Consider the following 13595-nt stretch of genomic DNA (forward strand, 5'->3'; position numbering starts at 1 on the left):
GCAGAAGCCAGAGCCAAAGCGGCTCTGGCTTTTCTGTTTGTCGGGCGGGGGGGGGGGGGGGGGGGGGGGGGGGGGGGGGGGGGGCGGGCGGCGCCGCCGCGGGGGGGCGGCGGGGCGGGCGGCCGCCCCCCCCCCCCCCCCCCCGTCCGCGGCCCCGGGGCCGCCCGGCCCCCGCCCCGGCGACCAACGCATCAACCGCGCAGGCTCGCCAGTGATTCGGCCTGCAGGCGCTCGTAGATGTCGAACTCATCGTTCACCGGCACGCCCAACGCCTGCTCGAACGCTTCGCGGTTGGCATGTGCGGCATAGGCGCGCTGCTCTTCGCCCCCCAGGTTCGACTGGAAGATGCCTGCGGCGCTGACCGGCAGGAAATCCTCGTAGACGATCGGGTCGGCCACCACCAGCCCCGCCGCGATCAGGGCTTCCGCCGGCAGGTCACCAATCCCGCCAGGCGCAGCGCGGCCGGCCTCGGTCAGCTGGTAGCGGAAGTAGCCCAGACCCTCGCGGCGCAGGGTGTCATGGTCGTCCGGGAACGCTGCGAACGCTGCCTGCAGGCGCTGGCCATAGTCGCCACCGGTGCTGCCGGCACCTTCGCTGTTGCGCGCCTGCGCCAGCAGCTGGTCGTACAGCGCGCGCCCCTTCGGCGTCAGGGCCAGGCCACGCTGCTCGATCTCGCCGAACCGCGCGGTGTGGGTGCCGGCATCACCGCCCTGCTCATCGGGGAAATGCACGGCTTCTTCCAGCGCTTTGAAACTGGTCTGCCGCAGCAGGATCGGACAGGCGCGGCGCGGCGGACCTTCGATGACCGCCTTGGCGGCCATCCCCTGCTCGATCATCGCTGCCTGCGCGGCATCGATGTCCAGCGTGCGCGGGGTCAGGTGGTTGATGTGCGGGCCACGGAAGCTGACCACGTCGGCCACCAGCCGGTGTGCCTGGTGCAGCGCATGGTAGGTCGGCAGGTCGACGGTGGCGTCACCGTGCCAGCGGAAGGTCTCCAGCGCCTCCGCCACGAAGCGCTCGGCGTCGTGCTGCGACAGCCCGCCATCGCGCTCGGCCTGATCGATCAGGGCCAGGGCGGCATCGGTGAAGATGCGGCGGCGGGCCAGGATCTGCGCCGACTGCGCACGCAGGGCCTCGTCCTCGATCAGTTCCAGGCGAAGCAGCGAGGTGAACACGCGGAACGGATTCTGCGCCAGCGCCGCACCGGTGAGCGGGCGGAACGCGGTGGAATGCACCGGCACACCGGCCACCGACAGGTCGTAGTAGCCGACCGGAAACATGCCCATCACCGCGAACAGGCGGCGCAGGGTGGCCAGCTCCTGCACGGTGCCGACGCGGATCGCGCCGTGCCGCTCCTCGTCCAGCCGGCCGCGCTCATCGTTGCGCTGCAGCTGCGCAGCCAATGCCGGGTCCTGCGCCAGCACCTGCGCGTTGATCCGCTCCACCAGTTCCACCAGCGTGCCGTACAGCGGCACTTCGGTGCGGTACATGCGGGACATGGCCTGGGCGAACAGGCGGCGGATCACATCAGGCGAAACGAAAGAGGCGCTCATCAGTCACTCGATTACGGGAACGGGGAACAGCTCGAACCCGTATTGTCGCCGGAGCGCGGGGCCGGCGGCGATATGCAGAGCAGCATGGAGCGGACCGGCGCTACCGGTTGAGCTGGCGCTTCAGGGTGGCATCCAGGGTGATCGGCCGGTCCCAATGCTCATAGCTGGCCACGATGGCGTGGCGCACGGCGCGGTAGTGCAGGTTGTCCGGTGCCTTGGGCATCCGCTTCACCACGGCCTGCCAGCCGCCGGCCGGGTCACGGCTGAAGGCACGCACGCTGTCGCGGCAGGTCTGGCCGCTGGCCTTGGCCCAGAAGCAGGCGAAGTACAGGTCACCCGCCTGCCAGCCGTGGGTGCTGAACAGCGCGCTGACATAGCCACGCGGCACATCGGCATAGCGCGAGACCTCGTCGAGGAAGGCATCGGGGTAGCGCTCGGCGTAGTGGTTGATGTCGCGCAGCTGGGCGTCGATCCAGCGGTCGCCGGTGTCCACCTCATAGGCTGCCGAGCGTTCGGCCGTCTGCTGTGCCAGCACGGTGGCCGGCGCCAGCAGCAGGAGCATCAGCAGCGTGAGCAGGCGAGCATTCATGCCCCGATTCTGCCGCAGCCGTCGCGCCCTGTCAGGCCGCGACGCTGGCCTTGGCTTCGATCGCGGCCAGTGCGGCCGGCCAGTCCCAGGCGGTATCGGCGCTGACCATGCGCGGCTCGTCGTCGGCCACGCCATGCTGGGTCTCATGCGCCCAGGTGACCGCATAGGGCGTATGGATGCCCCAGCCCCCCAGCGTGACCACCGGCTCGATGTCCGAGCGCAGCGAATTGCCGACCATCACGAAGCGCTCGATCGGCAGGTCGAACTCGGCCAGCACGCGGGCATAGGTTGCCGGGTCCTTCTCCGAGACGATCTCGATGCGCGGGAACAGTTCATGCAGCCGGGCGACGTTGATCTTCGCTTCCTGGTGGAACAGGTCGCCCTTGGTGATCAGCACCACCGGATAGTGCTCGGCGATGGCCGCCACCGATTCACGCACACCGTCGATCAGCTCGACCGGATGGCGCAGGGTGTCGTGGCCGATATCGAGGATGCGCTGGATGTCCCTGGCCTCGATGCGCTGGCCGGTGATGTCGATGGCCGCCTCGATCATCGACAGCGCCATGCCTTTCACGCCGTAACCGAACACACCCAGGTTGCGCTGCTGCACTTCCAGCAGGTGACGGGCGGTCTGGGTGTCGTGCACGTCGATGTAGCGCGACAGCAGGTCAAGGTAGTCCTGCTCGGCCTTGCGGTAGTAGTCCTCGCTCTTCCACAGCGTGTCGTCACCGTCAAAACCGACCAGGCCGATGGCGCGCGCGGGCGCAGGCGTGGAGGTGTTCATCGGACAAGGATACAGGCGCGGCGAGGGCGAAAAAAACCCGGGCGGCTGGCGCCGCCCGGGTACCCATGCACCGGTTGTCCCGAATCAACGGTGGATCAGCGGCCCTGTGCGGCGCCGCCGGCACCGGCCTGCTGGGCGGCCACATAGGCCTTGTACTCATCGGCGCTCAGCTCGCCGTCCTTGTTGGCATCGGCCTGGTCGAACACCTGGGCAAGGCCGGCGTTGACCTGTGCCTCGGACTTGCTGATGGTGCCGTTGCCGTCGGTATCGATGCTGGCCCAGGTCTGGCCGCCGCCGCTGGCCTGCGCCGACGCGGCCGCCGCTGCGTCAGTGGCCTGGTTCGCGGCCTGGCCTGCCTGCGCGGCGGCCTGCTGGGCCTGCGCTGCATCATTCTGCGCCTGTGCGGCCTGCTGCTGCGCGGTCTGTGCCATGGCCGGAATGGCCAGTACGCTGCCGGCGGCGACAATCAGGGCGATCAGGGGCTTGCGGTTGCGAATGGTCATCAGGGATGTCTCCTTGGGGTGGTGTTGCGCGGCCTGTTGTTTCCGCACGGCACCTACCCTGCCACCCCGTTTCTGAATCGATTTTACGCCGCGACCGGCATCCACACGCGCGGTTAACCACTGCCCGGCGTGCATGCATTAGCGCGGTGGTTAGGGTGGAGTGATCGGCCCATAAGGCGAACATTCAACGCCCTTGGATTTAACCCGCAGGCAACGAAAAACCTGCGTCAGTCGACGTTCTGGGATAATGACCGCGAACTGAACAACACCCATCCCAGCGCTACACCGGCGAGCGCTCCGGCGATCTCCAGCACCACGCGGCTGCCGAGTTCGTTGGGATCGTGGATGGTGGCCAGGAACAACCGCGCATACAGCGGCGACTCCAGCCGCACGATTCCCATGTAGAAGAGCTTCCATGCATCGATGCCGGCCGAGATCACCACGGCGATGACGCACGACCAGCCGATGGCATGGCCTACCGTCCAGTGCAGCAGGCGGCACAGCCGATGCCAGAGCAGGTACACCAGCAGGCCAACCAGCAATGCGATGGCGCCAGCTTCCAGGGTACCGAGCAGGCCGAAATGCAGGGGAAGATTCATCGGGTGCGCAGGAGGGGAAAGGCGGCCAGTGTACGACGGAGGGTCTCGGCGGCGCGGACCCGCCGGTGCTGCTATCGAACGGGCACGTCGTAGGCGGTCATCGGGTCCGGCTCGGGCTGCAGCGTGTAGTGCCACCACTCCTGCGCATAGTTGCTGAAGCCATGCCGGGCCATCGCCTGCAGCAGACGGGCACGGTGGGCCCGCTGTGCGTCATTGAGTCCCTCGGCCGCGGTGTGCGCCCGCGGACCGAAGAAATCGAAATCGGTGCCCATGTCCAGCGGCGTGCACGTGTCGCGCCGGCACGCCAGCAGGCCGACGTCCACGGTGGCGCCGCGACTGTGGCCCGAGCGCTCGGCGATGTAGCCTTCGCTCAACAGCTGCGGCTTTTCCAGATCCGGATACTGCAGTGACTTGCGTGACTGCTCCGCGGGGTCATGTGCCCAGGCCACGAACGCCTGCACCGCGCGCACCGGGCGATAGCAGTCGTAGATGCGCAGAGCGAAGCCCTGCGCGCGCAGATCCGCTTCGACCCGTGCCAGTGCGGTCGCGACCGGCGCCAGCAGATAACAGGCCGGCGCTTCATAGCCAGGCACGCGTGCGCCCGTGAAGTTGCCGGCGCCGGCATAGCGGATGTCCAGCTCGATTCCCGGCGACACCGTGCGGATCTCCACCAGCCCGGCCTGCGACGCATCGGTGGCCGACGATATGCGCGGCGCCTCACTGGCGTGCGCGGGGCTCGCCAGTGCAATCGCCAGTGCGAGTGAAATGCAGATCCTGGAAGTCATAGCTGAAGTCGATGTCCGGGTCGATCGCGCGCAGTTGCAGGGACGGCACCGGGCCATCGCCGGGCTGCAGCCACGCCTGCGCGTCCTCACCCAGCGTATCCCAACGCAGCAGCCAACGCTGCTGCAGCTGCATCACCCGGGCCTGCAGGCGAGGCGATTTCTCCACGCGGAACCGCAGGCCGTCGGGGCCTGGGCACAGCCAGGCGGTTCCCAGCCATGGATCCGCATAGCGGCCCTGCCACTGCGGCAAGGCCGTGCCGGATACGGCGCGCGCACCTTCCGTCGAAGGCGCCACATGCCCCTGCGCACGCTTGGACGCCTGCGCGCGCTCCAGTTCATCGAGGTAGTCGGCGGCACGCCTGCGGTCCTGCGGCGCGGTGTACGCCTTCAGCATCGACTGCATCAGCGCCGTACGTGCCTGCTCGCCCTCGCCATTGATCAGGATCACCACGCCGATGCCACGGTCGGGCAGCAGGGCCAGCGACGAATACATGCCGGACAGGGTGCCGGTATGCGCCACCTTCCAGTGGCCATCGATGTCCGACAGGCGCCAGCCGTAGCCATAGCCATGGACGTGTGCGTTGTCCCAGCGCCGCTGCATGTCACCCAGCGGCATCGGCATGTGCAGCGTCCACAGCGCGCGCCGCTGTGGCGTGTCCAGCCAGTCCGGCACCAGGTCGGGATCCAGCAGCACCTGCATCCAGCGCGTCATGTCGCGCAGAGAGCAGCGGATGCCACCGGCCGCCATCGATGGCAGATCGGCGCTGATCTCACCGTCGGCGTTGACCACCGTCGTGCGGCCGTCGCGCCGCGCATGCGGCTGGGCGACGTTGCCGACGTCGCGCACCGACCAGCGGCCGACCTGGCAACGGGCCATGCCCAGCGGCTCAAACACCTGCTCGCGCATCAGCTGGTCATAGGGCTTGCCCCCTGCGGCAGCAGCCACTTCACCGGCGACCACGTACATCAGGTTGTCGTAGGCATAGCCGCTGCGGAAGCTGGTAACGGGTTTCAGATGCGCAAGCCCGGCGATGATGTCGGCGCGGGTGAAGGCATTGGGCTCGGGCCACAGCATCAGGTCACCGGCGCCCAGCCCCAGGCCACTGTTGTGGATCAGCAGATCACGCACCTGCATCTGTTGCCCCACCCAGGCGTCGTGCATACGGAAGCCGGGCAGATGCCGCTGCACGGGGTCATCCCAGCGCAGCCGGCCCTGCTGCACCAGCCGTGCCAGCAGCGCGGCGGTCATCGCCTTGCTGTTGGAGGCGATCTTGAACAGCGTGTCCTCATCAATGCGACCGCCATCGCCACGCATGCCCTCGGCATGGCGGTACACCACCTGTCCCCGGTCCACCACCGCCACCGCCATCCCAGGCAGGTGCTCGCGTGCGACAACGGTGGCGATATCGGCATCAAAGCGCGCGGGCTCCGCCGGCGCAGCAGGCGAGGTGGCAAGTGCAGCAAGGACGATCAGCTGAAGCACAGGCCCGCTCCCTTGTGTCATTGCCCGCGCCGCCCCTTCGAGCGGCGCGGGCACACCGTCAGTAGCTCCAGGTCACCGTCAGCTGCGCATAGCGCGGCGACTGGAAGCCGGTGCCATAACGATACAGCGGGTTCGGCGTACCGATGCTGTCCTGCGGCTCGTAGTCCTGGTCCACCGTCACCACACGCTGCTGGTTGAGTACGTTGTACACCGCCAGCTTCAGGCGCAGGTCGGTGGGGATCGGCACCTTGTACGACACGCTGACGTCGAGGTCGTAGGTCCACGGCGTGCGGCCATCGCCACCGCGCGGGGAATGCACGAACACGCGCTCGGACGGCACGCTCGCCTGGCAGTTGGAGACGCACACGTAATAGCTGTGGAAGTCGGTGTCGTCGAACGGATTGCCGGCGCCGAAGCGGGTGATCGGGCTGCCCGACTGCACGCCCAGCGTCGCCGCCACGCTCAGGTTCTCGGTCAACGCATAGCTGCCACGGAACTTGAACTGATGCCGCCGGTCATTGGCCAGGTAGCCATAGCCGCCGTAGTTCACCCAGGGGTTGTCGAAGTTCTCGGTACGACCGGCATCGGCGAAGTCGGTATCGGAGTTGACCGGGCCTTCGGCGTTGCCACGGCCGTAGGCCAGCGTATAGGACGCATTGAAGCCCCACTTGCCATCCCAGGCGCGATCGACCTGCAGCTCCAGCGCCTTGTAGTCGCGCTTGGGCTTCACCCAGCCGCGCTGGCCAACATAGTTGCCGTCATCGTCATACAGCGCCCAGCCTTCCTTCGACGTATCGATGCTGATCCAGCCGTCGTTGCTGCCGTCGCAGTTGGTATCGCCCCAGACGGTATTGCTGCGCCCGGGATTGCCCATGATCCAGACGCTGTCAATGGCACCGCACTGGCCGGTGGCGGTGATGTTCATGTCATCGATCGCGTTGTGCAGGCGCCGATAGGTCACGCTGGCACCGACCGACCAGGCTTCGTTGATCATCTGCTGGAAGCCGAGGATCGCCTCGTCCTGGTAGACCGGGTCCATGTCCCGGTTCACTTCGGCACGCAGGTCCGGCACGCTGCCATCACCCTGCGAATTGTCGACCGGCCCGATCTGTGCCCCCAGGTTCGGCACGTTGTTGGCGGCACCGCTATAGCCGAGGAATTCGTACCAGGTGCGTTCGTCCAGGAAGCCACCGGCCTGCTTGATGTTGATGACGTTGGCCACCGGCAGGAAGTAACGGCCAAGGTTGCCGAACACCTTGGTGGTGCCATCACCGCGCACGTCCCACGCGAAGCCCAGGCGCGGGGCCAGCATGTCGTCGATCTTGATGTAGCTGCTGCCGTCGCCGCCCTTGTTGTCGAAGGCTTCCAGGCGCAGGCCCATGTTCAGCAGCAGGTTCGGGGTGACCTGCCAGTTGTCTTCCAGGTAATACGCCGAGTTGATGGTTTCAAACGAGCCGTCCACTTCATACCGGCGGGTACGCGCGACCAGGCCACTGGCCGGCACGATGCCCCCATTGAGCGAGCTGCCCGGCGTGCGGTAGTAGATGTCGTAGCGGAAACCACCCGGACCGGGATAGGCGCGGCTGTAGTCCGAGGTGTTCTCTTCGCGGTCCAGGCCGAAGCGCAGCAGATGGTCGCCCAGGGTCCACTCGAAGTCGGCGCGTGCGGCCTTGCGCGTATCCAGTGCCGATTCCAGCAGCGAGCTGCTGGTGCAGCTGCGGTCGCCCTGCAGCTGCGAGGGCACGCCCTGGCTGGCGGTACGGTTGTCGAACACGCGGTTGCAGTTTTCGTCCATCAACGAGCTCTGCGCGCGGTTGCGCTTGTTCTCGCCATACATCAGCTTCATGGTCAGGTCGTTGTTGACCTGCCAGCTGTAGGTGCCCGACCAGTTCCTGCCGCCCACGGTGTTGTAGATCTGGTTGCTGCGCTCACCTACCGTCTGGCCACTGGCATAGTCGTAGTTGTAGACATCGGTAAGCGTCTTGCTCTTGTCCGAGAAGCCGAACAGCGACAGCATCTGGTTGTCGGTGATCTGCCAGTCGATCTTGCCGCCCCAGAACGGGTCATCGGCCTTGCCCTGGCTCAGGCGTGTACCGGCATCGTTGGTCGAGGTTGGCCGGTAGTCACGGGCCTCGTACATGCCGAAGAAGAACAGCCGGTCCTGGACCAGGGCACCGGAGGCGAACACGTTGAGCGCACTGCGGCTGTAGTCGTCGCGGCTGGCGGTGATGTAACGGCTGCCTTGGCCGTCATAGCGGTCGCGGGCCTGCGACTGCCACGCGCGGGGTTCGAACACCAGCTCGGCACCGGCCTTGAAGTCGTTGCTGCCCGAGCGGGTGACGGCGTTGATGACGCCACCGGTGCTGCGCCCGAACTCCACCGAATAGCCTCCGGTCTTGACCTGGAACTCCTGGTAGAAGGAGAACGGTACTGACGAGAAGCCCACCCGGTTGTAGAAGTCGGTGACGTTCAGTCCATTGATGTACACGGTGTTCTCGGCCACTGACGAGCCGCCGAACGAAATGCCCTGCCCGCCCAGCGAGCCCTTGCCCTTCACTGCGCCCGGCGCCAGCAGCGCGACGGCGGTGATGTCACGGTCCACCGGCAGGCGCGACAGCTCCTCGCGGGTGATGTTGGTGGCCGATTCGGTGGACTTCACATCCACCATCGATACCACCTGCGGCGCGCGCACCTCCACCGTTCCCAGGGTACTGACCGCACCCAGCGGCACATTGACGGTGGTTGCGCTGCCCAGGCCGACGGTGACCTGGCCGACGCGGCTGGCACCGCCGCCGGGCAGGCTCACCTCCATCTCATAGGTGCCCACCGGCAGCAGCGGAATGCGATAGCTGCCGTTGGCATCGGCCTGTACCGAGCGGACGAAGCCGGTGGCCGGGTTGCGCACCGTGACCGTGGCGCCGGCGGGAACCTGGCCGGCATCGCTGACCAGCCGGCCGGCGACGGAGCCATCCTGCGCGAAGGCGCCGGGCGCGATCACGCCCAGACAGGTACCCAGGGCGACGCACAGCGCCGCCCGCTTGATGTTGTATGCCTTCATCCCCTGCTCTCTCCTGCAAGAATTGAATGGTGCCGATGGTGGTGTGTCGCGCTAGCGTTGCCCGGCGGGCAGTACCTGCCACTGGAAGTCGTAGCTCCATTGGTCGAAGTACAGGTTGCCGCCTGCCCACTCGGCCTCGCCGCGCTGCGAGTCGACCGTTTCCGAGCGGAAATGCTGTTTGGCCGGCACGAACGGCTGGCCGAAATCGTCGTTGAAGGCGATGCGGTAGCCGTCGAGGCCACCCAGGTAGAAATCGCGCAGCGCAGGTACATCGCTGGCCAGTGCACCGGTGGTCACATCCATCGGCAGCCAGCCATACGGCGCCAGATAGACCTGTCCCCAGTCATGCAGGTTGTTGTAGCCGCTGCCATCGTCGGAGAACACCATGCCCGACTGCCAGCGCGCGGGAATGCCGTTCATGCGCAGCAGCGCGATCAGCAGCAGCGTCTGCTGGCCGCAGTCGGCATGGCCGGCACGCAGCGCGTAGTCGCTGATGTTGCTGAGGGTGGAATACTCGCGTGCGCCGGCCCATGGGATGCGATCGACCGCCGCGAACAGCCTGCGCACGATCTCGTAGGGGCGTGTTTCGCCCTGCAGCACCTGGTCGGAAAACAGTTTCAATGCCGGCGTGAAACGCACATGCGGCAAGTGTTCGCTCAGGTAAGGCTGCAGCGCGGCGTCGGCCGGTGTCGGCTGCACCCGGGCCGGATCGATTGCCGTGTGGCGGGCGAACAGGGTGACGGCATAACGGATCTCGAAGCGCGTGGGCTGCCCGGCGACGGCCTTCGCTTCCAGATAGGCGGTGCGCTGCAGGGTACCGGCGGGTGCCACGCGTGCTTTGTCCGGTGTACTGCCAAGCCATTGCACGCGCTCCTGCTGGCCCGGAATCTCGCGCGGATAGGGAATCCAGGCGCGAACGGTTTCGCCCGCCGGGACCGCATCGGCCTTGACCGTGAGCGACTGCGTGAACGCGATGCGCTGCGGCAGCACCGAGCCCTGGCCGCTTTGACCGGCAGCAGCAACGACACGTGCGTGGTGCGCGTTGAGCACTTCATTCGGGCCCGGAGACGGCATCGGTGCATCGGCGCGGCGGCGTGCACGCGCTTCATCGCTGAGCAGGAACAGGTTTGAGGGCGCGCGCTTGAAGTACGCGCGCCTGCCATCGATATCGAGGTGCTCGATCAGCCCCAGCTGGTCCCAGCGCGCGAACTCCTCGTCGGTCAGATCCGGAATCCAGCGACGCACCGCCGCTTTGGCCGCCGCTTCGTCGAGGGAAAAATCCAGGCGGATGCGGCGCATGCGCTCGCGCTGGAACGCGTCTTCGGCAGCATCGCGCCCGGTCGCCAGCAGCGCCTGGGCGTCGCTGAAGCGCCCGCTGTCGATCAGGTCGATCACCTGCAGCTGCCGGCTGTCGCGCGCGTCTGCCGCGTGCGTGGCCGACGCCCACAGCAGCAGCGCGGCACACAGGCCGGCGGCGGCAGGCAGACGCGGTTTGCGAACGGCAGGATCCACAGCGACACTTCCCAAGCGCGGGTGGTAACGGCTGTGTAACACGGGCCGGAGGACCGGTCAATAATTTATTCTTGCTTTCGCGAGCGAAAGGAATAAATATTCCTTAAGGCATTCGAGGAGGGTGTGCTGCGCATGATCCTGGCTTCCCGCGAACCGCGCCGGCAGTGGCCGCGCCGGTTGACCCTGGCCCTGTGCCTGTTCGCCGCACCGGCCTTCGTGCAGGCTGCCGCGCCCGATCCGGGCGCGCCGCTGCCGTATGTGATCGGTCTGCACGAGGCTTACCTGACCCCGGACTACTGGGCCGCCCGGCTGGACGATGCCGATGCGCCGATCCTCGACCGCGCACAGATCCAGGCGCAGAACGCACGGATGCGCGCAGAGGATGTCCATATCCAGGACATCGCCGCCCTGCCCGCCCAGCTGGATGCGGCACAGGTACGCAGCAGCATCACGGCGCTGTCGAGCTGGCCCACGCGTACGCTCTACAACGCCAAGGGGCAGGCGATCGCACCGGCAGTGCGCAAGGCCATCGAAGCCAACCTCGGCCTGGATGCGATTCCCGCACAGGTGGCGCCCGACTACGGGCTGGTGGTGAAGCGTGCCGCACTGCGCACCTTCCCGACCCGCGAGCGGGTCTTCAGCACGGTGGGCGATACCGATATCGATCGCTTCCAGGAATCGGCGCTGTTCCCCGGTGACAAGGTCGCCGTGGTCCATCGCAGCACCGATGGCCGCTGGTTGTTCGTGCACAGCGAGCGTTACAGTGCATGGATCGAAACGGACGCCGTGGCCACCGGCGACAAGACCAGCGTGCTCGGCTATGGCAGCGCCGGCCCGTACCGCATCGTCACCGGCGCCACCGCGCACACCGTCTACACGCCGGAAGAGCCGCGCGTCTCGCGCCTGCAGCTGGACATGGGCGTGCGCCTGCCGGTGCTGGCCGACTGGCCTGCGGCCACGCCGGTCAACGGCCAGCAGGCCCACGCCTCATGGGTGGTGCAGCTGCCCGTGCGCGAGGCCGATGGACGACTGAAGCTGGTTCCGGCACTGCTGCCGCGCTCGCAGGACACGGCCGCCGATTACCTGCCGCTGACCCCTCGACGGCTGTTGCAGCAGGCGTTCAAGTTCCTGGGTGAGCGCTATGGCTGGGGCCATGACTACGATACCCGCGACTGCAGCGGCTTCGTTTCGGAAATCTACCGCAGCTTCGGCGTGCTGCTGCCGCGCAATACCAGCGCCCAGGCGATCAGCCCGGCACTGGATCGCCTGCCGTTCACCAGCAGGGATGGCAAGGCCGCGCGCGAACGTGCCGTCACCGGCCTGCAGGTCGGTGATCTGGTCTACATCCCCGGCCATGTGATGATGGCCATCGGCCACGTCGACGGCCGCACCTGGGTCATCCACGATACGGCCGGCGGCAGCTGGTTCGGCGCCGACGGCACGCGTGTGCAGGCCCATCTCAATGGTGTTTCGGTCACGCCGCTGGAGCCGATGATGGCCAGCGACACGGTCCGCTACATCGACCGCATCACCAACATCCAGCGCCTGCGGGCCAAGACCCCTGAATGAAGATCACCGCCATTGAACTGGGCATGCTGCGCGTGCCGCTGAAGACCCCCTTCAAGACCGCCCTGCGCACCGTGGAAACCGTGGAGGACGTGGTGGTGCTGATCCGCACCGACAGCGGCCACACCGGGTACGGCGAGGCGCCGGCCACCGCGGTGATCACCGGTGATACGCATGGCTCGATCATCGAAGCGATCCGCCACTTCATCGCTCCACGCCTGATCGGGCAGGACGTTGCCAACCTCAACCGCCTGTGCGGGCTGGTGCAGACGTCGATGGAGCGCAATACCAGCGCCAAGGCCGCAGTGGAGATCGCCCTGTACGACCTGTGGGCGCAGCTGCATGGTGCGCCGCTGTACCAGATGCTCGGCGGCGGCGACCCGGTCATCACCACCGACATCACCATCAGCGTGGACTACATCGACAAGATGGTGGCCGATTCGCTGTCGGCGATCGAGCGTGGCTTCGAGTCGCTGAAGATCAAGGTAGGCAAGGACATCGGCCTGGACATCGAGCGGGTCAAGGCGATCCACGCGGCGGTTGAAGGCCGCGCCCTGCTGCGCCTGGACGCCAACCAGGGCTGGACCGCCAAGCAGGCGGTGCACGCGATGCGCACGCTGGAGGATGCCGGCGTGGTGCTGGAGCTGCTGGAGCAGCCGGTGAAGGCCGCCGACATCAGTGGTCTGAAGTACGTGACCGACCGGGTCAACACGCCGGTCATGGCCGATGAGAGCGTGTTCAGTCCCAGCCAGGTGATGGACCTGATCCAGCAGCGCGCGGCGGACATCATCAACATCAAGCTGATGAAGACCGGTGGCCTGTCCAATGCCATCCGCATCGCCGACATCGCCGGCATCTACGGCGTGCCGTGCATGATCGGCTGCATGATCGAATCGAGCATCAGCGTGGCCGCGGCCGTGCACCTGGCCGTGGCCAGGAGTGATGTGATCACCAAGGTCGACCTGGACGGTCCTTCGCTGGGCCAGTTCGACCCGGTCAGCGGCGGGGTCAACTTCAACGAGTCGGAGATCACCATCAGCGATGCGCCGGGGCTGGGAATCACCGAGGTGCGCGGGCTGGAGATGATCGCGCCGCCGCGCTGGTAGGCCGCAGCACGGGCGCTACCGCCGACCGTTGATCCCGCTTACCCTTCCTGCAACCGG

11 protein-coding genes are annotated in these 13595 nt (G+C 67.0%); 2 read left to right on the top strand and 9 right to left on the bottom strand.

All coding sequences use genetic code 11. From position 1 onward, the window contains the following. Positions 1–191: 191 nt before the first annotated feature. The 9 genes from hglS to ACVOMM_RS14270 all read right to left on the bottom strand — a co-directional run bounded on the left by hglS (position 192) and on the right by ACVOMM_RS14270 (position 10866). The gene (gene hglS / locus ACVOMM_RS14230; protein WP_111186630.1) at positions 192–1553 is read right to left on the bottom strand and encodes a 2-oxoadipate dioxygenase/decarboxylase HglS; all 1362 of its coding nucleotides are present in this window, start codon (positions 1551–1553) and stop codon (positions 192–194) included. 100 nt (positions 1554–1653) lie between these two features. Then, positions 1654–2142: a hypothetical protein gene (locus tag ACVOMM_RS14235; protein ID WP_053519656.1), complete on the bottom strand. Its 489-nt coding sequence runs from the start codon at positions 2140–2142 to the stop codon at positions 1654–1656. Between the two features lie 31 nt (positions 2143–2173). Beyond that, the gene (locus tag ACVOMM_RS14240) at positions 2174–2926 is read right to left on the bottom strand and encodes an HAD family hydrolase (RefSeq protein ID WP_053519655.1); all 753 of its coding nucleotides are present in this window, start codon (positions 2924–2926) and stop codon (positions 2174–2176) included. 95 nt (positions 2927–3021) lie between these two features. Next, on the bottom strand, positions 3022–3429 hold the full coding sequence (locus ACVOMM_RS14245) for an EF-hand domain-containing protein (RefSeq protein ID WP_065175425.1): 408 nt from the start codon (positions 3427–3429) through the stop codon (positions 3022–3024). Between the two features lie 227 nt (positions 3430–3656). After that, entirely contained in the window at positions 3657–4028 is a 372-nt protein-coding gene (locus ACVOMM_RS14250; protein WP_481526411.1) for a hypothetical protein, read from the bottom strand. Between the two features lie 71 nt (positions 4029–4099). Then, on the bottom strand, positions 4100–4813 hold the full coding sequence (locus ACVOMM_RS14255) for a M15 family metallopeptidase (RefSeq protein ID WP_279942929.1): 714 nt from the start codon (positions 4811–4813) through the stop codon (positions 4100–4102). After that, on the bottom strand, positions 4746–6317 hold the full coding sequence (locus ACVOMM_RS14260) for a serine hydrolase domain-containing protein (RefSeq protein ID WP_481526412.1): 1572 nt from the start codon (positions 6315–6317) through the stop codon (positions 4746–4748). Before ACVOMM_RS14260 ends, ACVOMM_RS14255 begins: the two co-directional genes overlap by 68 nt. A 37-nt stretch (positions 6318–6354) precedes the next feature. Then, the gene (locus ACVOMM_RS14265) at positions 6355–9354 is read right to left on the bottom strand and encodes a TonB-dependent receptor (protein WP_111186633.1); all 3000 of its coding nucleotides are present in this window, start codon (positions 9352–9354) and stop codon (positions 6355–6357) included. Between the two features lie 51 nt (positions 9355–9405). Further along, complete coding sequence (locus tag ACVOMM_RS14270) at positions 9406–10866, bottom strand: transglutaminase-like domain-containing protein (RefSeq protein ID WP_279942931.1); 1461 nt, start codon at positions 10864–10866, stop codon at positions 9406–9408. 132 nt (positions 10867–10998) lie between these two features. Between ACVOMM_RS14270 and ACVOMM_RS14275 the strand changes: the two genes are divergently transcribed. Beyond that, a complete protein-coding gene (locus ACVOMM_RS14275) occupies positions 10999–12435 on the top strand; it encodes an SH3 domain-containing protein (RefSeq protein ID WP_128988079.1) in 1437 nt (478 codons plus the stop codon). Further along, a complete protein-coding gene (locus ACVOMM_RS14280) occupies positions 12432–13538 on the top strand; it encodes a dipeptide epimerase (RefSeq protein WP_481526413.1) in 1107 nt (368 codons plus the stop codon). The genes ACVOMM_RS14275 and ACVOMM_RS14280 overlap by 4 nt, the downstream gene beginning before the upstream one ends. The last annotated feature ends 57 nt before the right edge of the window (positions 13539–13595 follow it).

The organism is Stenotrophomonas sp. STEN009 (assembly GCF_056760395.1).